The organism is Vibrio sp. KUL78 (assembly GCF_059725505.1).
In genome coordinates this window covers 402,122-422,641 of the sequence record NZ_AP045838.1, presented here as the reverse complement: position 1 = coordinate 422,641, position 20,520 = coordinate 402,122, and the positions used below count along the sequence as shown (strand labels likewise).

The window sequence follows — 20,520 nt, the reverse complement described above, 5'->3', positions numbered from 1 at the left end:
TTACATAGAGCAGTTTCGGACATCTGGTTATACAGATAGTCGGTAAAGTATTTGTTGGCGTAAGCAAATATCGACACGACTATCATCCAGAATAATATCCTTGTTTACTTAAATAAACCTGAGTTTGCAATGCGGCGAGCCCATCTGTGGCCAGAATGATCTTCATTGTTTGTGCTGAAATACACAATCACTAGATCTTTGTCATAAGACACGTATAAACCTTGGGTCATAAGTCCGCCCTTCCACATATCTCCATCTGGCCATAGAAGATCCCATTGACGTGAGTTCGAGATAAATGTTGGATTGCTTTCTTCACCGTGCATCTTCGCAAACACAGGCCCATCAAAGCCATTCATCAGGAACTCGTGTGTTTGTACTCCATTTCTAATTCTTTGTAGTGCTTGGTCTGTCACGACTTGCTCAGATGCAATTCTGTGCCAACTCGGTGTGTACAACATACCAAATCGAGCAAGGTCTGAAAGTTGACTGGAGATAACTCCGTGTGCCAGCGCGCTTCCATCTGGAGCAGTATGAACTTGTAACGGTCCATCAACCCCTATCTTTGACCACACTTTACGATCAAATAATTGAGACCAACGTTCACCAGTGACTGCTTCAACTAATACAACGAGCGCTTGAGTATGAGCTGATGCATAAGCAAACTTCTTGTTTGGCTCACACTCTTTTTCTGCAGTTGCTAAAACATCAACAACTCGTTCAACTCTGCCTTTGTAAGGCATATTGAACTCCGCTCTGTAGAGGCGCGTTGGGTGTGAATCAGGATCACTGCGGCTCTCGCTGGTATCCTCAATATCTAATCCGGTGCCCATATTTAAGGTATGGTTTACCGTGATGTTATCCCACTCAGTTCCTTCAAACTCTTTGATATATCGAGACATTGGTGCGTGCTCGTCGATATGGCCTTCATCTATTAGGATCTCAACCAACAATGCCGCTGTTGGTTTAGCTGTCGACATCCAAATATGGTGATCTGTTGAGTGCATACGAGGGTAAGATTCAAATACCACATCGCCTTTGTGAATGACTAGGTAGCCTTGTGAGTAACTGTCTGGTCGGGCTAGAAACTCATTTAGCGTCATCTGGCCCCAGTTTTCTGTCTCGGCTTGAACGGTACCAATTTCAGGCATCAGTCTCCGACCAAATGGCTTTGTTGGTGTTCTTTGCGGTAAAACCGCAGTTGGTAAGCATTCAGATGTCCTCATCGACCAATAGAGCGATTCATCACCTCCTGCCATAAGCACGGGAAGGTCTGACTTTAGTGTTCGCTCTGCGAGTTCAAGAGGAAAGCCATTAAGAAAATTTTCGATTGGTGTCCGTTGTATAGGAGACTTAGTATCTTTCATTTTATTTTTCCATAAGTTACAAACATCAAAATTGCGAGAGCAGCATCCCGAGGTAGAGTTGATGTTAACTGCTGTGCTTCATAGTTGTACTTTAACTCCAGGAATAACTGATACTAACTACAATATGACGGATGCGATCCATCGATAGTTGTCCTATTTCAGGCGTATTAGTTGATTTTGAATAAACGAAATGATGTGTCCGAGTCAGTTACTTCAAGCAATACATTGGTTAGTTACTCGTATCTACTAGCCTTGACCATCTATGTTGTACTGATCTATTTAGAAGCTTTGGTTGTGGCGAATCGAATATTTTCATCTATCAAGACTGTGGTGCCAAACAGTGATGATGGTATTACCTTGCTCGGTCTATCGTGGATAGTGTGGAATCCTTCAAGCGGCTTTGATGCTTAAATCGAGTTCAAGGCGAAATGTTTCTAAAATGACAAAGTTTCAAGCAATATATTGAGTTCCAGGCATACTAATTGTAAACGGCCAGGCCAAAGTAAACACCGAGTCTATAGAGCCTTAAAGTGCTCTCAAGGGCATCGAGAATACACGCTTAACCATCAGAGCAGTAGTGATAGCGAGATCACTGAGTGTACGAGGCCTACGGCGCTTTCCCTGCTTCCAGGCTCCTATCGCTTCCTCGTCGAACCAAAATGTGAGCGAGTCTTTGTTAATCAATGAATAGTTGTACTGGCGCCAGTTTTTAGTTTTGAAGTAGGGTTTAGGGATGAAGCGATGTCTACGAGTGGAACTCACCGATCTGATCGTAATGTCTTGATTTAGTTCACTCGAATTTCGCTATAAAGCCGCTTTTATCTGTCTTAATAAAAGGTCTACGAGCTAAGTCATCAAGGATGAGAAACAGTTTTAAGCAAGGAAGATGCTCAAAAAAATGCATCAGAATTCGCGCTGGCAGAATCAAACAACAGCAAAATATGAGTGATGTATTACACTAATGTATCTGGTGTTTTTTTGAGCAATCTTAGGGATGTAAGCATATCAAAGAAATTCACCTAGGATGTGAAAAAGTATTGTTTGATAGTTAAGGAATTCCAATGAAAAAAATAGTGAACTCGTTGCTTTTGGTGCTTCTACTAGCATTTGGACACTCTAGTCTCGCAGAGAGCCAAATGACATTGATTAAAAACGCTAATGTCTTTGATGGAGAGAATCAAGAGATCAAGGTAGGTGTAGACGTTTTAGTTGAGAATAACTTGATCACGAAAATTGGCTCGGATTTAGTTGAGGACAACGCGAAGGTTATTGATGCGCAAGGAAAGTTTCTGATGCCAGGGCTCATTGATGCGCATTGGCATACTACTTATGCCTATACGCCTGCACGAGTACTTATTATGAATGCCGGAGATATGTCTGAAGTCGCTATAAGAAGCATGAAAGGTGCGGAGGAAACTCTAATGCGTGGTTTTACAACCGTACGCGATCCCGGAGGTAATCCATTTTCAATCAAAAAGTTAATAGATTCGGGAGAATTTCCCGGTCATCGTATTTTGCCTTCTGGACCCTTCATGAGTCAAACGTCAGGGCACGCTGATTTTCATAATGTTTTTTCTGAGAATCCAAGAAATTCAGACTCTGAGTTGAGCTACTGGGAAAAAAATATGATGGCCATGGTGGCGGATGGTGTACCCGAAGTGCGTAAACGTACACGAGAAATCTTAAAATATGGTGCTAGCCAAATCAAAATTACAACGGGTGGAGGTGTTTCATCACAATATGACCCACTAGATGTAAGTGAGTACTCTGTTGATGAGATAAAAGCTGTTGTCGAAGAAGCGAAAAACTATAACACGTATGTTATTGCTCATGTAATGACAGATGAAGGGATCAGAACATCAGTTGAAGCGGGAGTTATGTCCATAGAGCATGGTTTTTTTGCATCCGATGATACGTTGAAACTTATGAAACAGAAAGGGGTATGGTTGAGTCCACAGGCGATGTTTGAAGAAGATATGCAATGGTCTAGTCCTGTTAGCGCAAAAAAGTACAAGCAAGTTACTGATGCAGTGAATACTCTTTACAAGCGAGCAAGAGACATAGGAGTGAACGTTGCTTTTGGGACAGATCAGTTGCTTGATGCTTCGAAAGCGAAGCAACAAAGCGAGCTTTTGGTGAGAATGGGAACGTGGTTTACAAACTTTGAGGTGCTTAAAATGGTGACATCCGATAATGCTCGATTATTAGAGTTGAGTGGCAATCGACACCCATATCAAGAAGGACCGTTGGGTAAGATCGAGGAGGGCGCTTATGCCGATTTGATAATTATAGATGGCAACCCAATGGAAAATCTCGAGCTGATGGGTAACCCTGATGATAACTTCAAACTAATAATGAAAGACGGAATTGTTTACAAGAATATGTTGTAATCTCGACTCGATGCATCAGAAAGTGTATTTCCAGCACCGTGTAAATGGAACGGTGTTGGAAAAGGGATTGTTCTCTTTAGGCGGGCGATAAGCAAAATTGTCACCTTTTTGAAGTACAAACGCTCAATTGGCTAAATATAGTCAGTAACTCTGGCTGTATTGATAAGGGTTACTGTTTTGACTTTTTTCAAACTATTAGTGTTGCCAGTTTTACTTTGTTACTCGATATACACTAACGCTGTCGAGTACTTTACGGATGATTCTGGTCAAAAATATTTAACATGGCAATCTCTTTCTATCGATGTTGAGGTAGACAACGACCCATTTGTAAACATGCCGAATACCGTTAAACAAATGTTGAAGGACCTCGTTGTCGCACAGAATAACCTAACAGCTGGTAGCACAGATAGGACCCTAATGGAGAAATCCAACCACCTTCGCTCTGTTCTATCGAACAAAGGCTACGATGTAGATGCGTTACTCAAAGCACGAATAGAAATTATTAAGGCGCGTAAAAAGGCTGCATATACTGCGAATAAAGCCGTATTGGGCTTTAAAACGAAGATAGCAGGGTTCATGGCGCCATTGGATTTTGAAGGGATAAAAGTAAAAAGCTTTCTAATGGTTCCAAATGCTGGAGCCTGTATTCACACCCCTCCACCACCAGCGAACCAAGTGGTTTTAGTCACACTAGAAAGCCCCGTTGAACTACTAGACTTGCATAATGCATTCTGGGTCGAAGGTGTACTCAAATCTGAGTCTACTCGCGAGTCTATCCAGTATTATGATGGTAGTAGCGTGGTTGATGCTATTTATTCGATGAGAGCAGAGACGGTTCACTTCTTCTGATGATGGTCTTCGCAGAATAGATCGAAGGAAAGTGTTTCACTTATTGTGGCAGTAGAAAAGGGCTTTGATGTGATGGACGCAACTCCCTTCTTGCGTCGTTGTACCAAACAAAAAGTGGACACAGAAGTATGGTTACCAAAAGCGCTCATTGCCGGAAACTGTTATGTATAGAGTAAAACAACTACTAGGTGCTTCACTAACGCTTCGAAGTTACAACGTACAAGTTGGTGAGACTTACGCCATGATCAAAGCACTCAATAAGCGAACTGAGATAGGTGTGCCCGAAACTCAGTATGTTGTTTAAAATGCGGACTATTCGGCTAGTGTTCACTTTTTCGCTGAATTGGGCTAACAAGCCTATAAGAGATGTTTCATATTCGAGATAGCAAAGAGAATCATTGAATCTCCTTGTACAAGATAAACTACAATTAAGCTAGTTATATCCAGTGCTTAGGCTCCACCATGTCCAAGAAAGACGACGAAAACCTCACTAAAACGATTAAGTACGCCCCCGCACTTCTCCTTATGGTCAGTTTTGCGATGATGTTGTTTCTATTCTACGAGAACAATCAGCATCAGCATGATCTAAATCGTTCGCAGCTACACAATAATCTCATCGACGAGCAAAGAAATATTGTTCGGCAGCAAATACACCGGCTTCGTAAGAAGGTCAGAAGCGAAATATCCAACGCAGAACTCAACACACTGAAAGAGCTCGAGTGGGAGATCGAAGAGTATAAGAACGTAATTCTTGAAACGTATCGACAGTCTTCAAGCATTGACACTCCTTTGTTCAGGAATCGGATTCAAGGCTACGTGCGAGCCCTGCAATCGAGTCGAGGCTTCAGTACTTCAATAAGAGATGGAGCGGGTGTGGTTATCTTATCAAGTGGAGGGAGCCATGATGACCATGAGTTTTACAAACGAAGTATTGGTATTGAAGAATTAGGTTGGGAAATCACCGTTTCAATCGATAAAAGAATCATCACCAAGCGTACGCAGCGCCAGGTTCTAAACTGGTTGAAGCCTTTTGCGGAAGCACCGGAACATCTAACAAGTGCGGAGTTGAGGATCTTTGAAAGCAATGACATTCCCGAGGATTACCTCTTTGTTCTGGATTCAGACTACAAAGTGATCTTGCACCCGCGGGCCGAGCTACTTTCCAAAACCTTCTATGAGGCAACGGGTTTTGATTTAAAAACGACTCTATATAACTTTGTCAACTACGAAGGTTTTGTTCACTACCAATTTAAGTTCACTGAGGAGCAGGAGGGCGAGGGCTCTAAAATATCGTATATCACAACAATACCAGAATGGGGCTGGCTAATTGGCAGTGGGTTTTATTTGTCTCGATTTGAGCAAGATTTAGCAGAGCGAGAGGAGAAAGCAAGTGCTCAGAATGCTGAGCAGGCAAAACGAATGGGTGTGGTGATACTTGCTATGTCTGTTGTGCTCTTTGTAACCTCACTACTCCTTGGTCGCAATGTGCACAAGCGACTCAAGCGTTATCAATTTCGTGTCAAAAGAGACATGTTTAAGATCATGGACGCGAAAGAGCGCCTGCAAAGGACCATTGATTATGACGCTCTTACTGGATTGCCGAGTCAGTTTAAATCGAAGGAGGTCATCGATAACGCCATAAAAGAGGCAGCCCTGAACTCTGAAAGGGTGCTCATTATTCTAGTGGACATCGTAGACCTCAAGCGGATCAATAACCGACACACTCACCGTATTGGTGACCTCTTGATCAAAGAAATCGCAAAGCAGTTCAAAGGTATCATTTCCGAAAAAGACTTTGTGTGCCGATATGGCGGCGATGAATTCTTATTCTGTTTCAAAACGAGTAATCAACCATGGAAGCTCAATAACAAAGTAGAGAGTATTCGTGCTGTTTTCTCTGAGCCGTTTGTTATTGAGGATAATGTTTGTGCCGTCGATTGTCGTATGGGCGTCAGTGGTTATCCTGAGAGTGGGGGGAGCGCTGAGCAACTCATCGATCAGGCGATTTCTGTTCTATACCGCGCCAAAACGAAACTGCATTCACAAATTCTCGTTATAAACGATGAGCTGTCAGAAATGATGCAGGTGGAAGAACGAATAGAAGATGACTTAAGTAGCGCGATAGATAACGGAGAGATAGATATCTTCTTTCAACCCCAAGTGGACAGTCAGACCGAACAACTGCGAGGGCTAGAGGCGTTAGTGAGGTGGTCACACCCAGAGTTGGGCTTTGTGCGTCCAGATCTGTTTGTTGAAATTGCGGAGGAGCTTGGCCTCGCACGCAAACTTGGTGACTATGTTGCTCGTAATGCATGTAAACAGGTGGTAGAGAAATACCCTAATGAAACTTCCGATGTGACGGTGTCGATCAATATATCACCCCAAGAGTTGCTCCTAGAAGACTTTGTGAACGAATTCATTGATGCGGTTACGGAAGCTGGCATAAGAAAAAATCGTGTCGTTTTAGAGATAACAGAAAACATACTCATCGAAGAGCCAAAAGCCATTATTCCCGTTCTGCAGCGGATCAGAAATGCTGGCATACATGTTTCAATGGATGACTTTGGGACCGGTTATTCATCATTAAGTTACTTCAATACGCTTCCGATTTCAGAACTGAAAATCGACCGAGCGTTCGTCAAGGATCTAACGGGTGATGAAAATGAAGATATCTCACTGATAAGAGCCATTGTAGCGATCGGGAAATCTAAAAATTTGCTCATTGTAGTGGAGGGGGTTGAAACCAAAGTTCAGCGGGATTTAGTGTCCGCGTTAGGATGTGACCTCATTCAAGGGTACTACTATTCAGCGCCAAAGCCGATTGATGATGTGTTCGATCTTTTCACTAATAACTAGAGTGATGTAGCCATGAGATTACTGTTTTCCATAATGATGATTTTATTGCCTCTTGCTTCTTTTGCAGAAGGATTAGTGATTAGGGTTGGCACTCAGCCATCCACTTACATTGAACATGAAACATTACTTGAGAAACTTGAAACTAGTGGTTTCTCAACTAATCTACCGTGGTTTGTTGACAGACAAGAGTACGAGGGGTTTCTGTTGAGTGATGTTGTGGGTGTTGTTTACGATGGTGAGTACTCATCTGTTACGTTGGTGGCTCAAAATAACTACATATCCAATGTGACTAATGAAGAAATCGATACATTCAGGCCACTATTGGCTTATTTTGCTAATAACGAGAAGATAACAGCTGACAACAGTAAGGTTTCATACGGGTTGGTGTTTAACCTTGACCTTTTCCCGAACTTAGATCGCGCTCATTACCATTACAAGATGGTCTTTTGGATAAAAGAGGTCGTTATTCATCCAGTAATTGACGATGAGTAAATTAGGTGCATATTCAACAAATATATGCGGGTTAAGGTATTAAGTAATGGGACGTTACTCCATTATTATCTAGGTTGAATATTAAGATGACACTAAAGCTTAATTGCATGGTTTGAAGTGCGATGCAGGTATCGACGTTTGTCTTGGCGAGGAGCTTGTTAAATGGATACAGCACTAAGACCTTATCGATTATCAGAACAGAGCAATAGAGCTTCTGTAGTCGAATTTTTCAGCTCTGGGGTGTCCCACTCTTGAGCTGCACTTTGTTAACTACCTGTGTTTTACATATTTCAGCTCAGTACCATCTGGCATGGTAAGTAGTAACAATTCATCTCCAAACACAAGAGTAGAACCGCTAACCATTGCGGCAAAGGTGCTTTCGCGGTCATGGTTTTGTGAAATAACGGTTAACTCAAGATTGCCTTCATTGTTTGCAAATGAGCCATACTCTAGGCCTCCTGTAGTCCCTGCGTCCGATATCTCCGAAGAGGTCTCTACATTTAAATGAAAGTAGTGATTATCTACTAGCAGAATCATATCCAATTGTCCGTCGTCGACTGACGGGTTCAGCCAAGTACCAGATAGTCCTGTTTCATTTAAGCGACTCGCTATGAAGTCGATTTCTCCCGCTTTGATTCCGTCTATAATGAGTGTCAGGTCAAATAAAAGTTCATTGTCGCTTGGATTCGATAACTCGAGGCGAACCCCGGTTTCTTGTCCTATTTGCTCGGTTGTCCTGGTGCTCGATAGCCCATCTTCTCCATTCTGGTCAATAAAAACGGTGTCAGAAAAAAACTCGGTCCGTTCCAATCGGTCAACGCCATAGCTACCCCATTCGAGGCTTGTTGCATCAGTATTCTGACCTAAAAATAGGTTAATAGCGATGTACTCGCCATTGGAAAGGAACGCGTAAATTTCACGGTATTCGGGAGCGTCAATAGCAACTTCCCACGACCCGACAAACCCGCCGTATGTATACGATAACCCTGTCAGAGTTGTCTCGATGTGCTCTTTAGCGGTATCTGCAGGTGTCAGCGTACCACTGGGTGCTAATTCTGCGATTGCGGCCTGTAAATCTGGCTGGTTTTCAAAATCACCAACAGGCACATTGAAATCAATATTGAAACTTGCCGCTTCTCGCTGCGCTTGTGTCAAAGAAATGCCATTCGAAGCGTCTTCGTCAGAGTCTAAAGACAGTAGAAATCGAACGACATTGAGCGTGCGGTCCTCTTCGGTACTAAACGAACCGGATAGGGTGAGGGGGGTCATAACATCTCTGGCTAGCGATGAGCCAACAATAATGTCTCCAAAAGAAAAGGTGATTTGTTCACCATCGACATAGGTGAATTGTCCATTAGAGTCTGTTACGCCGCTTTGAGTGAGGGTTTGGTACTCTAAACCGGAAACGGGACTGTCTATAAACACGCCGGTTTCTGTTTTAATGCTTGGTGCCAGTTCGTTGATATCAGGCTCAGAGTCATGGCAAGCAGACAAAAGCAATGCTAGAGCGGATAGTGCTAAGGTTTTTGGGTGCATGGAATAGTTCTCGGCAAAAATTTAAGTGTAGTAAGGCAGCTTGAGTTACGCGAGCATGCTGGCCTGAATTGTACAAAGTATCATAACTGAGACCGGCAATGAGCGGGCATTGCTAAATACCGCTGGACCGTATGTTGGTTAAATTGGTCACCTAGCGTCAGATCAAAAGCAAAATAAGCTAGTGGCTTTTGTTTGTCAGCTCGATCGCACTATTTCTGCTTACAATCCAGTCTTTAGTCTGGCTTCTTGGCATTGCTCTAGAAAACAAGAAGCCTTGGCACAGTTCAATCTGGTTTTCTCGTGCTAACTCCAGTTCGACGCCTTCCAGTATCGTACTGAACCAGCGAGCTTTTGAGCGTGTTATCGAAGATGTTATATGTTGGGTTGACATGGGTCGGAGGGAGTTATCGAACAATAAAATAGATCCCGCCGGAGTGTGCGTTTGGGAATATCCTAACGATGTATCGTTTGTTGGCCACATTCTCTGAGTATATCTAGTTTATGTTTTTGTTGGGTCATAACGTGCGAAGCTTGAAATGCTGTGCTCACGTCATCGAACTTCGCGATGTTCGGTCGGTTAGATGAACTATACTGCTCAGAGAAGAGGGGATTTCCGGTTTGTGTGGTTTTGAAGTGATGAAATGCTTTGTGAAAGGGTTCATAGACAATGGGTAGAAAAGAGCAGTTGGATGAGTTGATAATTAATCACAACAAATAAGACAACCAAAAGGTGTTGTGGTTTACTGTTGTGTCATTACACGCTTAAACGAATCGCTCGCTTTTATTTGCTGCTATCAACTTGAGACGACACCCTTCCCATACTTAATTGTAAACATTAGTGTTTCTGTAAAAAAGCTTTAAACAAACCAACTAAAGTGCATGCTGATTTTAATACAAGTCATGGAAAACAGATGAATAAAACAGCGTTAGGATTGCTATTTGCAAGTCTCTTGGTTGGTTGTAACAGCAGTAATAATAATGGAGTTACTCCTCTAGGTCAGAAAGGAAAAGTGGAGCATTTAGCTTTTTCAGCTGGAGAAGTGCATTGGGTTACAGTTGGTGACCTAATGCCAACACAATGAACAATAGGTTTTCTACAAAACGACTACAAACTCGGTCGCTGGCAGTTAGAAGAAGAAAAGCTTTTTGAGGTGTTTTGTGAAACCTACGGCCTAAGAGATTCGGTTGATTACTATGATGACAATAGTGACTTTAATGATCCAGGCAGCTTTAAATGTAAAGACCCAAGAGAATCCGATGGAGTAATTTCAGAAGATCAAAATGGTGATGAGCGAATCATGGATTGGATCAATACTGTCATTGTTGGGCCGGATGGTTCGCTTTACTTGACCGACGGTCATCACACCTTTAGCCGCTTTCACGATATGGCTAATGGTGGAAAAGAGACAAAGGTGTTGGTGCGCGTAGAAGACAATTATGCTTTTGATGCTGACAATAACAGCCTCACGATGGATGCATTCTGGCACAAGATGCAAGAAACGAAGAATGTCTACTTATTCGATAACGGCGTTGCTATCAATCCCGCGGACCTACCCAAAGATCTCGGGGAAGCGAATGACGAGAACCCCAATGGATTAGTAAACGATGACTACCGAACCCTTGTATATTACACCCGTGATATTGGATGGGATAAAGGAGACGCAGAGTCAATCCCATTTCTTGAGTACTACTGGGCAGAAGAACTTCGCGATACTATCCGCGTAGATGATGCTGATACGATTGAAAAATATGTTCAGGTTGTTCTAGATGCATCGCGATATATGGTGAGCTTACCAAGCTACTATCTACTCGGAGATAGCGGTAAAACAACAGCAGAATTAGGTCAACTGCCTGAGCTAGGGATTAATAATACACAAGGCGTTATTGAAGAAATCATTTGTGAATGGGACCAGGATAATTCGGCAGAAGGAAAGTTGAAACTTGGAAAGCTAGGCTGGGCGTTTTATCAATCCGGCACCAATATAGAAGATTTCCCTTATCCATGTAACAACGTACGCGATTACGAGAATCGATATGATTTAACTCGTTAACGCATCAGCAATCTTTATTAAGCGCAGTTACGGACCTTCACTATCGTGAGGTCCGTAACTGTAGCAAATCAATGTCCGTGATTAGCCTAGTTTTAAGAGCTAAATTTAGCTATTGAAACTTTGAGCCAATTCAAGCCGTTTGTTTTCCTCATGGTTAGCTTTGGCGATAAATAACAGACCAAACACAGGGACAATGATAGCTGCGAAAGGAATCATCCCTGCGCCTACTTGACTATCTAGTACCATTCCACCTAAGAAGCCGCCGAACGCATTTGCTAGGTTGAATGCAGAGATGTTTGCTGTAGCTGCTAACTCTTGACCTTCACCGCCATGCTTCATGACTCGAAGTTGCATTGCTGGTACGTTAGCGAATGAAGCAATACCAAACACAAAAGCAGTAGCTATAAACAACACTTTGCTATCAACGCTTGTACCGACGAGTACGAGCGAAACAACCATTGCTATAGCCCAAAACATGGAGGCTTTTTGCAGATTTTTGTCTGATGAACGACCACCTATGATGTTCCCAACTATTAGACCTACACCAACGATAACCAATATCCAAGTTACCGCATTTTCACCAAAGCCAGTGACGTGCATGGCGATTGGGGCGATATAGCCGTACAAACTCATAAACCCTGACCAAGCGAACACAGTGATAGCAAGGCTGATCAGTAACATTGGGTTTTTGAATGCTGCCAGCTGTGCTCTTACATTTTTTGTTTCGCCATGACCAGACGATTTGATCGTTGTAGCGATGAAGAGTAGGGCGACTAAGCCAAAAGCAGCAACAGCCAAAAAAGTAATGTGCCAGCCGAATTGCAAGCCAAGCCATGTACCGCCGGGCACACCTAAAACATTAGCCAGTGTTAACCCTGCGAACATCTGACCGACTGCACGGCCTGCCATTTTTTCTGAAACCAAATTGGTCGCTACCACTGCACCGATACCGTAGAAAGGCCCTTGAACTAAGCCAGTGACCACGCGGCTCACCATCAATACAAAATAGTTTGGGGAGTAGGCTGACAATATGTTTCCGAAGATAAACAACATCATTAGCCCAGCAAGGACAGCCTTCTTGTTAAAGCGAGCCAAGTAAATCGTGAGTAGTGGACCGCCAAACACAATGGCAAGTGCATAGGCACTGATTAAGTACCCGGCCTGTCCTTCAGTGATTGATAACGAGTTGGCGACTTGAGGAAGAACTCCCGCAATCACAAATTCCGCGGTACCGATAGCGAAAGCTGCAAGGGTTAAAATCCATACCTGAAGCGGCATTTTTTCTGTTTTCATCATTTATCTCTTCAAACATAGTTTCGATGAAGCCAGTATATTGGTTGAATAAAATTTGATAATTGGGCGATAATCGAATTCATTATTTATATTTACTGAACAATGCTATTTGAGGAAAAGCCGTGGACAAGTTTTCAGATATGACGCTGTTTGTCAGTATTGTAAAGAACCAAGGGCTAGCAGCCGCTGGTAGAGAGCTGGGATTGTCACCTGCAACAGTGACTGCAAGATTACAGTCGTTAGAAGAGCGCTATGACGTCAAATTGCTTAACCGCAGCACAAGGCATATTTCGCTAACGGATTCCGGAGCAATGTATCATCGAGCTTGCCTCGAAATTATCGATAGTGTCAAAGAGGCGGAAAACTTGCTTCAAACAGGCACAAAAGAGGTTCGAGGAACCCTTAAAATATCAGCACCTCGAGATGTTGGTAAGCAACATATTTCACCACTACTTTCTAAGTTCACTGAGCAATATCCTCAAGTGATTCCTTATCTGTTTTTGAATGACAATTTATCCAACCTGACGGAGTCCGGCCTAGATATTGTTGTTCGATACGGTGAATTAGCGGACAGCAGTCTTGTCTCTCGCAAACTTGCTTCCAGTCATCGAGTGCTGTGCGCGTCTCCTCAGTATTTAGCCAGAAAAGGTACGCCAATCACTCCAAGAGATTTACAACACCACGATTGTTTAGCCATGGTTCGTAGTAGTGAAGAAATGAAGACTTGGCACTTTCAGGAGCATGGGCAACATGATGTTGTAACGGTAATGCCAAAGCGTTTTTCAGATGATGGTGAGGTGATTCGTCAATGGGCGCTAGATAATGCTGGTATTGCGATGAAATCATTTCTAGATGTACAAGAAGATATTAAGAAAAAACGCCTAGTTACCGTGCTAGATGGTTACGTGAAGAATTTCAATTCATCGACCTCTTCTGCAGGGGCCGATTTGAATGTGATTTATCTGAGTAGAAAGCATCAACCGAAACGTCTTCGATTGTTTGTAGAGCACTTGATTGATCACTTTCGTGACATATAGGTGACTTAGATTGTGCTGCCTACAAAATCCATTCAGCAACGCTGAGTTTTCGAGGGGGTGCTTGTCCCCACTCCTAGACGTCATTGGACTCCAAGTTTTTAAAACCTCTTTAGCTGTTGCGTCTACTGTTTTGATTGCAGCAAGGCTTTAATTTCCTCTATGTCCTTATGAATCTCTCGGACTTGTTCGTGGGTAGCGAATATCTGCCTTCCATTATTATCAGGTGTTAATAGGGGAAGCTCCGATTCCTTGTCTTGCTCTGCAATAGCGTGCTCGGCCGTCATCGTCTCAATCACGACACCAATCATCATGTTCAAAAAGACAAAGGCAGTGAGAAAAATGAAGGTAAGGTAGTAAATCCAACTAATAGGATAGACTTCCATTGTTTCATACATGACGTCAGTCCAATCTTCAAAAGTGGCAATGCGGAACAGGGTGAGCATGGAGATTGACACATCTCCCCACAGTGTATCGTTGATGTCCGAGAAGACTAAGCTACCGATGACCGCATAGATATAGAAGATGATAAACATGAGAACGGCGATGTAGCCCATCTTGGGAATCGCTTTAATTAGCGCATTGATGAGTAGCTTGAGTTGTGGGATTGCTGATACCAGTCGCAATACTCGAAATACTCTTAGCAAACGGGCGATTAAGATGCCTTGACCTGCAGCAGGAATTAAACTGCCGATGACGATGGCAGCGTCAAATAGATTCCAACCACTTTTGAAGAAATCGAGTTTGTTTCGATAAGAGAAGAATTTGATGACGATTTCAACTAAGAAAAACAGCAAAATACATGCATCTAACCATTGAAGAGTTTCGACTAGAGCATCGGGTAGTTCAAACGTCTTAGCACCTATTGTTAGTGCTGCCAGTATGATCACAATGACAGTTAACGACTGAAAGTACTTATTGTTGTTGATTGCGTTTAACTTGTGGTGCAAAGAGGAGATCATAGATGGCGCTCCCTCGTGTCGAAGAATTTATTGTTATCTAAATGTTATGTTGACTTTGTTGGTTTTCGCCAGTGGAGAATTGCGACATTTCATTAATCAAGTTGTTGTCAAAAGTATAATACTCCCGAGTCCCCCTTGTTACTTCTATGCCTACGATTAGCGGCGGATAATTACGCTAATCATCGATAGTTTCATGTAACTATTGCTTGTGGCTGGGACTTTGAGAGGGGACGAAATGAGAAGTTACTACTGGACACTGATTCCTCTACTGGTGTTAATTGCGCTTATATATGCACTACCTAATGTAGACGTAAGGCAAAAAGCAATGCAAATAGAAGTTGAAACGAAAGCATATCAACAGCCGAGTAATTCGACGTTCTATAAGGTTCCAGAAGAAGTTGTGAAGGAGAACCGTTCACAGATCATCAAACCAGTGACTAGCAATCAACAGCTGATTCAAATCAGCGCGCAGTTAAAAGAACTAAATGAAACTAGATTACGAACCTATCAGAGAGGACTATCAGAATCTATCGCGGATCTGGAGGCGTATTATGATGAAACATGTTGGCTGACCTTCTATTTGTCCCTTGGTTATGACGAGGATGATATCACCGCCATGATTGCTCTTCGTAGCCAGTCTATGTCTGACGAATATCAACAAAAATCGAGTGATCCAGACCCATCGGTATCGCCACATTCAATACTTGTCGAGATGCTAGCGAGTAATGTTATAACCTATTTTCGTGATGAAGCCGGACTGACGTTCCAGCAAGTAATGGACTTCTCAGTGCAAGATATTCACCAAAGCTACTCAGTACCGAATGGGACCATTTTAGACTTTGCTCATTTGTATTTGATTGATGAGCTAGAAAGACGGTTAGAAAACTATGCAGTCGATGAGCAAGAAGTCCAATTAGATGAAAACAGCTCAGCACTTACCGAGCAGTTTGTTGCCTATTTAGACTCTGACGATGAATATATACATCAGGCCAAAGATCCAGTAGTGTTTTCAGAAACTAACTTTGTTGAGCAAGAATATGACGTTGAGAGTGAAGCCATCGAGTGAAGGGCCAATAACGGTCTCATTCAGCGAAAGTGAAGGTCTGAAGTTTAGGAGGGGTAACGAGCCATTTTCTAATGCTCCTTTGTTAAACGACCCCGCTGTTATCCACCTCTATTCAATAGGCTCTTGTATGGCTATTTCTGTCCAAAGACTGGCGAAGCGAAGAAAAGTCGACATCAATCCATTTCAAATCCGAGTGATAGGGCATAAGGGCCTAACTTTGCCGGCTCACTTTGCGAGCTATGAGCTCGAGTTAAGTCGAGAAATTCATCCAGAAATAGAAGTCGCTCAATTGTTGGTCAAAGATGCCAAGAAAATCTGTACTATCGGTAACAGTGTTTCAGGTACCTTTGAGCTTACAGTAGAGAGCTAGTTGTCAAATAGCATTGATAGGTAGTCTGATTTGAAAGTGAGCTCCAATGGAGGCATCTTGCTCTACGATTCGAATATCGCCTTTCAACTTTTGAGTCACTAAGTTGTAGACAATAGAAAGCCCCAATCCCGTTCCGCCTTGATTTCTGTTTGTGGTATAGAAGGGGGTAAAAACCTGATGGGCTATTGCGTCATCAATTCCAACACCATTATCTTGATAATCAATGATGACCTTGTCATCAACCTTAATTTACGCCTGTCAACCCAGCTAACCGATAGGGTAGAGACGCTTGTCAAAGCTATCACTAAAGACCTTCAGCTACCGAATTCTCATAGTGGCGCGTAATGTCTAAGAAGGCGACACCTCAATTTTCTTGTGATTGATTCACGATAGATAGAAGGTGGGGCAGTCAAAAATATCCTTTCCGTCGAATAACGTGTTCTGTCTTGCAAAATTGTTATCGTTTTGAGCGAAATGTAAACAATAATCTATGCTTATCATTGAGTTAGCTCTATCCCCAGAATGGAGTCGGTATCTGGGAACCTAGTGGGGCAAGCACTCGCTGTATAAAAGGAATAAAATCAGGAGAAGTTGTCCATGAAAGCGACAAAAACGGCGTTAACGGTATCACTTATTATAACTGGGTTTATGGCAGCCGAAGTACATGCTGCGACCGAGTGGAATGTATCTTTGTGGGGTAAGCGCAGAGCTTTCACAGAGAATGTGGAAAAACTGGCGGAGCTAGTTGAGCAGAAAACCAATGGTGAATTTAAGCTTGTATTGTCTTACGGTGGTTTATCGAAAGCGCGAGAAAACTTAGATGGAATCTCATTTGGTGCCTTTGAAATGGCGCAGTTCTGCTCTTTCTATCATACAGACAAGAATCCAACGATTACGGTAACGGAATTACCCTTCTCTCAAGATGTATCTTTGGCAAGAGTCGGTGAAATCTATACCGAGGTCTTTAACCACCCAGAAGTAAAGAAAGATCTTGCTAGATGGAACGCAACGTTACTGATGCCAACACCCTTACCGCAATACAACATTGCAAGTAAGAGTGACAATTTAGAAAGCTTGGATGACTTTAAAGGGCTGAGAGTTCGCGGTCCCGGTGGGATTATGAGTGTGCTAGAAAAGCTCGATGCAGTCAAAACTACAGTACCCTTTTCTGAGGTTAGGCAGTCAATGGACTCCGGTGTCATCGATGCAGCATCGTTTGCCCCGCACGCCCATCTAGCGACAAATACATATAAGGTAGCAAACTGGGTGACGACCAACTTGAACCTAGGCTCAGCGAACTGCCCGGTAGTGGTTAACACAGAAGCGTTAGAAATGCTTAAACCTGAACATCGAGAAGCGTTATTGAGCTCGGTGCCAGAAGCACTGGATTACTATGTTTCGAATTACGAGCAAAACACGACGGCGAAGTTCGATAAAGCAATCGCAGATGAGGGCGTCACACAAGTCACTTTCACGGCAGATCAAACTGCAGAACTTAATGATTTAGCGGCTTCAGTGCGTGAAGATTGGGTGAACAAGTACAAAGGTCAGTTCGACTCTCAGGCTTTATTTGACTACACAGAAGCCTTATTCAAACAGCAGAATTAATACTCATTTCAACACTCAAACTATTAAGCGCTAGTCGTGACTAGCGCTTGGTTTTTTCAATACCAAAAGGATTTCGAGTATGTCTGCGTCAGTTTTAGAGGACAGCTCGGCGGTAAGTCGGGTCGACAAGGTATTCTTCAAGCTTGAATCATTATTAAATCTTGCCGCAGGGTGCGTGATCGTTGCACTTGTGGCATTGGCCACGACCAACATCCTAGGGCGCTGGCTGTTTTCAATGCCGATCAGCGGTTACATCGACTGGGTAGAACAGGCGATGGCGTTTATCGCCTTTTTAGGGATTGCATACACACAACGTATGGGCGGACACATTAGGATGGATATCTTGGTCGGACGTTTCAAAGGTCGATGGTTGTGGTTCACTGAGTTCCTATCAAGTGTATTGATGCTAGTCGTCACTTTGCTACTTATTTACGGCTCTTACCTTCACTTTTTGGCGAGCCTATTCTATTGGTGACTCTTCTGTTGATATCAATTTGCCCACCTGGCCTGCAAAGTTAGTTGTGCCATTTGCATTATCGGTGTTAGCACTGCGATTGATTTTGCAAATCTGGGCGTATTTGCGAGCGATTAAGCGAGGTGATACTAAGCCAGTCGCCGTTCCCATGATCGAGTCTGCTGCCGAAGTTGCAGCGAAAGAAGCTGAAACTGTGAGTGCCAGCGATGAGGGGGCTTCAAAATGATGTCTTTGTTTGAAGTTATGGGTGCCATGGACTCTATTGAAATCGGCTTGTGGGTTTCGGGTTTTATGTTGGTCATGGTGATCATCGGGGTAAGAGTCGCTTTTGCTGCTGCGATTGCTGGTTTCTTAGGCTTAGTGTGGATCTTTTCGGCAAAACTAGGCTTTGAGAGGGGGCTTTTAGTTGCGATTAAAATGGCTGGCACCATTCCGCATTCTAAAGTGTCATCGCTTGCCTTATCGCTAATCCCGACCTTTATAGTTATCGGATTTCTCGCTTACCATGCAGGATTGACACGTTCATTGTTTGAGGCCGCAAAACGTTGGGTTGGCTGGCTTCCAGGCGGTATGGGGGTGGCTACGGTGTTTTCAACCGCGGGGTTTGCCGCTGTATCAGGTGCATCTGTTGCAACATCAGCAGTTTTTGCCCGAATTGCCGTCCCTGAGATGCTCAAACTTGGCTACGATAAACGCTTTGCGGCAGGGGTTGTTGCTGCTGGTGGTACGTTGGCTTCGTTGATCCCGCCTTCTGCGATATTGGTTATCTACGCGATTATTGTTGAACAGGATGTAGGCGCACTGCTAATGGCTGGCTTTCTACCAGGCGCTGTCTCTGCGCTGATTTATGGTGGGTTAGTTGTATTTCTTGCTCTAACACGTAAAAACTTTGGTCCACCTGTGAGAGGTTTTACATGGAAAGAGCGATTTGAAACCCTCCCGGGGGCGATACCTATATTCGCAGTAGTAGGCATAATCGTTGTATGTATTTATGGTGGCGTCGGGACTCCTACAGAAGCTGGCGCGTTAGGTGCGTCATTGATTCTGGCCTTGGCTATTTTCCACGGCAGTCGTTGGAAAGAAATTAAAAGCTCTTTGATGGAAACGGCTAAGTTGTCAGCCATGATCTTCGCAATAATTTGGGGTGTACTGATCTACGTGCGCTTCTTAGGGTTTGCAGATCTTCCCACAGCGTTTTCGGATTGGATTGTCAGTTTGGAACAAAGCCCAATGCTCACGCTTCTACTCATACTTTGTGCCTATGCCGTTTTAGGGATGTTCATGGATGCGATTGGAATGCTCTTGTTGACGCTTCCGGTTGTTTATCCTGCGGTCATCGCTCTAAATGGTGGCGCAGATGTCGCGGCGGTAGATTCGGCATTTGGTGTGTCAGGAGTAGGATGTGCAATTTGGTTTGGCATCATCGTTGTGAAGATGGCTGAACTTTGTCTAATTACTCCGCCAATTGGCTTGAACTGCTTTGTTGTTGCGGGCGTTAGACCTGAATGCTCGGTACAAGATGTATTTCGAGGTTGCTTACCGTTTTTTGTCGCTGACGTGATCACTATTGCCGTGTTGTTAGTGATGCCAGGAATTGTTCTATGGTTGCCGAGCTTAATGGGGTATACCTAGTTCGATCTAGACTCGAGTGTTAGTCGCTAAACAACAGTAATGCCTCGATTAAGTCGAGGCATTTGTTTTTCGTCTTGCGATAAATCAATTGTCTTTGTTTTCTCGCCAAATAATCGTGACTTCACGAACACCCCATTGTTTGGCGCTCTCAACATCATTCCCCATGTAGATATCAATCTTTTTAGTCCATCGCTTGTTCATTTTGTCTAGCACTCGATAGGTTCCTTTAAACCCTTCGATGGTGACTTCTTGATTATGGTCTAAGCCAAGCTCAATTAGATCTCTCGATACCGCAATTGACCTCATACCTGGCTTGAGCGTGTCTCCCCAAGCCCCAATGTTTGGGGTTGAATCTGTTTCACCGACGGCAGAGGTGTAGGCACTCGCCGTGACTCGGAGCTTTTTCTCAGTAGAAGCGAATGTCACTAAAGGAACAAGTAAAGTTAGGACTAGATAGCTAAGCGATTTCTTCATCTAAAACCGTGTACTTAAAATGGGAAGGTTGAATTAAGTATAGCCTTGTATTGTGCTGTGCCTGTCAG

At 43.3% G+C, this 20,520-nt stretch carries 20 protein-coding genes and 2 pseudogenes; 15 read left to right on the top strand and 7 right to left on the bottom strand.

Features of this window, described 5'->3' with window-relative positions; genetic code table 11:
• Positions 1 to 104 precede the first annotated feature (104 nt).
• Positions 105 to 1,364, bottom strand: a complete 1,260-nt coding sequence (locus AC6I8Y_RS18565) for a serine hydrolase domain-containing protein (protein ID WP_498022599.1) — start codon at positions 1,362 to 1,364, stop codon at positions 105 to 107.
• A 195-nt stretch (positions 1,365 to 1,559) separates the two neighbouring features.
• On the opposite strand from AC6I8Y_RS18565, the gene AC6I8Y_RS18560 reads away from it, so the two are divergent.
• Positions 1,560 to 1,775 carry a hypothetical protein gene (locus tag AC6I8Y_RS18560; protein WP_498022598.1) on the top strand — a complete coding sequence of 72 codons (216 nt, stop codon included), beginning with the start codon at positions 1,560 to 1,562 and terminating at the stop codon, positions 1,773 to 1,775.
• Positions 1,776 to 1,892: 117 nt separating this feature from the next.
• Here AC6I8Y_RS18560 and AC6I8Y_RS18555 read toward each other — a convergent pair.
• Positions 1,893 to 2,099: pseudogene (locus AC6I8Y_RS18555) on the bottom strand (transposase); the annotation flags it as partial.
• Between the two features lie 326 nt (positions 2,100 to 2,425).
• Between AC6I8Y_RS18555 and AC6I8Y_RS18550 the strand changes: the two are divergent.
• The 5 genes and pseudogenes from AC6I8Y_RS18550 to AC6I8Y_RS18530 all read left to right on the top strand — a co-directional run bounded on the left by AC6I8Y_RS18550 (position 2,426) and on the right by AC6I8Y_RS18530 (position 7,951).
• Positions 2,426 to 3,754, top strand: coding sequence for a metal-dependent hydrolase family protein (locus AC6I8Y_RS18550; RefSeq protein ID WP_498022597.1), 1,329 nt, complete (start codon positions 2,426 to 2,428; stop codon positions 3,752 to 3,754).
• Between the two features lie 177 nt (positions 3,755 to 3,931).
• On the top strand, positions 3,932 to 4,603 hold the full coding sequence (locus AC6I8Y_RS18545) for a DUF3299 domain-containing protein (RefSeq protein ID WP_498022596.1): 672 nt from the start codon (positions 3,932 to 3,934) through the stop codon (positions 4,601 to 4,603).
• A 106-nt stretch (positions 4,604 to 4,709) separates the two neighbouring features.
• A pseudogene (locus tag AC6I8Y_RS18540) lies at positions 4,710 to 4,907 on the top strand (IS5/IS1182 family transposase); the annotation flags it as partial.
• Positions 4,908 to 5,065: 158 nt separating this feature from the next.
• Positions 5,066 to 7,459 (top strand): EAL domain-containing protein, encoded by a 2,394-nt coding sequence (locus tag AC6I8Y_RS18535; RefSeq protein ID WP_498022595.1) that lies wholly within the window; start codon positions 5,066 to 5,068, stop codon positions 7,457 to 7,459.
• Between the two features lie 12 nt (positions 7,460 to 7,471).
• Positions 7,472 to 7,951, top strand: a complete 480-nt coding sequence (locus tag AC6I8Y_RS18530; protein ID WP_498022594.1) for a hypothetical protein — start codon at positions 7,472 to 7,474, stop codon at positions 7,949 to 7,951.
• Positions 7,952 to 8,221: 270 nt separating this feature from the next.
• Here the strand turns inward: AC6I8Y_RS18530 and AC6I8Y_RS18525 are convergent, their stop codons facing one another.
• Entirely contained in the window at positions 8,222 to 9,487 is a 1,266-nt protein-coding gene (locus AC6I8Y_RS18525) for a hypothetical protein (RefSeq protein WP_498022593.1), read from the bottom strand.
• A gap of 911 nt (positions 9,488 to 10,398) precedes the next feature.
• Between AC6I8Y_RS18525 and AC6I8Y_RS18520 the strand changes: the two genes are divergently transcribed.
• Positions 10,399 to 10,569 carry a hypothetical protein gene (locus AC6I8Y_RS18520; protein ID WP_498022592.1) on the top strand — a complete coding sequence of 57 codons (171 nt, stop codon included), beginning with the start codon at positions 10,399 to 10,401 and terminating at the stop codon, positions 10,567 to 10,569.
• A 3-nt stretch (positions 10,570 to 10,572) separates the two neighbouring features.
• The gene (locus AC6I8Y_RS18515) at positions 10,573 to 11,538 is read left to right on the top strand and encodes a ParB/Srx family N-terminal domain-containing protein (protein WP_498023057.1); all 966 of its coding nucleotides are present in this window, start codon (positions 10,573 to 10,575) and stop codon (positions 11,536 to 11,538) included.
• 105 nt (positions 11,539 to 11,643) lie between these two features.
• Here AC6I8Y_RS18515 and AC6I8Y_RS18510 read toward each other — a convergent pair whose 3' ends face one another.
• Entirely contained in the window at positions 11,644 to 12,831 is a 1,188-nt protein-coding gene (locus tag AC6I8Y_RS18510; protein ID WP_498023056.1) for an MFS transporter, read from the bottom strand.
• 122 nt (positions 12,832 to 12,953) lie between these two features.
• On the opposite strand from AC6I8Y_RS18510, the gene AC6I8Y_RS18505 reads away from it, so the two are divergent.
• Positions 12,954 to 13,868, top strand: coding sequence for a LysR family transcriptional regulator (locus AC6I8Y_RS18505; RefSeq protein ID WP_498022591.1), 915 nt, complete (start codon positions 12,954 to 12,956; stop codon positions 13,866 to 13,868).
• Positions 13,869 to 13,990: 122 nt separating this feature from the next.
• On the opposite strand, the gene AC6I8Y_RS18500 is transcribed toward AC6I8Y_RS18505, so the two are convergent.
• Positions 13,991 to 14,827 (bottom strand): ion transporter, encoded by an 837-nt coding sequence (locus AC6I8Y_RS18500; protein ID WP_498022590.1) that lies wholly within the window; start codon positions 14,825 to 14,827, stop codon positions 13,991 to 13,993.
• 235 nt (positions 14,828 to 15,062) lie between these two features.
• On the opposite strand from AC6I8Y_RS18500, the gene AC6I8Y_RS18495 reads away from it, so the two are divergent.
• Both AC6I8Y_RS18495 and AC6I8Y_RS18490 read left to right on the top strand, forming a co-directional pair.
• Entirely contained in the window at positions 15,063 to 15,893 is an 831-nt protein-coding gene (locus AC6I8Y_RS18495; protein WP_498022589.1) for a hypothetical protein, read from the top strand.
• 127 nt (positions 15,894 to 16,020) lie between these two features.
• The gene (locus AC6I8Y_RS18490; protein ID WP_498022587.1) at positions 16,021 to 16,263 is read left to right on the top strand and encodes a hypothetical protein; all 243 of its coding nucleotides are present in this window, start codon (positions 16,021 to 16,023) and stop codon (positions 16,261 to 16,263) included.
• A 3-nt stretch (positions 16,264 to 16,266) separates the two neighbouring features.
• Here the strand turns inward: AC6I8Y_RS18490 and AC6I8Y_RS18485 are convergent, their stop codons facing one another.
• Complete coding sequence (locus AC6I8Y_RS18485) at positions 16,267 to 16,449, bottom strand: ATP-binding protein (RefSeq protein ID WP_498023055.1); 183 nt, start codon at positions 16,447 to 16,449, stop codon at positions 16,267 to 16,269.
• Positions 16,450 to 16,860: 411 nt separating this feature from the next.
• On the opposite strand from AC6I8Y_RS18485, the gene AC6I8Y_RS18480 reads away from it, so the two are divergent.
• From AC6I8Y_RS18480 to AC6I8Y_RS18465, 4 genes are all read left to right on the top strand, one after another.
• On the top strand, positions 16,861 to 17,871 hold the full coding sequence (locus tag AC6I8Y_RS18480; protein WP_498022586.1) for a C4-dicarboxylate TRAP transporter substrate-binding protein: 1,011 nt from the start codon (positions 16,861 to 16,863) through the stop codon (positions 17,869 to 17,871).
• Positions 17,872 to 17,950: 79 nt separating this feature from the next.
• Positions 17,951 to 18,346 carry a TRAP transporter small permease subunit gene (locus AC6I8Y_RS18475; protein ID WP_498022585.1) on the top strand — a complete coding sequence of 132 codons (396 nt, stop codon included), beginning with the start codon at positions 17,951 to 17,953 and terminating at the stop codon, positions 18,344 to 18,346.
• A 46-nt stretch (positions 18,347 to 18,392) separates the two neighbouring features.
• The gene (locus tag AC6I8Y_RS18470; protein ID WP_197058689.1) at positions 18,393 to 18,572 is read left to right on the top strand and encodes a hypothetical protein; all 180 of its coding nucleotides are present in this window, start codon (positions 18,393 to 18,395) and stop codon (positions 18,570 to 18,572) included.
• 26 nt (positions 18,573 to 18,598) lie between these two features.
• Positions 18,599 to 19,978: a TRAP transporter large permease gene (locus tag AC6I8Y_RS18465; RefSeq protein ID WP_498023054.1), complete on the top strand. Its 1,380-nt coding sequence runs from the start codon at positions 18,599 to 18,601 to the stop codon at positions 19,976 to 19,978.
• Positions 19,979 to 20,062: 84 nt separating this feature from the next.
• Here AC6I8Y_RS18465 and AC6I8Y_RS18460 read toward each other — a convergent pair whose 3' ends face one another.
• Positions 20,063 to 20,452 (bottom strand): 3D domain-containing protein, encoded by a 390-nt coding sequence (locus AC6I8Y_RS18460; RefSeq protein ID WP_498018988.1) that lies wholly within the window; start codon positions 20,450 to 20,452, stop codon positions 20,063 to 20,065.
• Positions 20,453 to 20,520 lie beyond the last annotated feature (68 nt).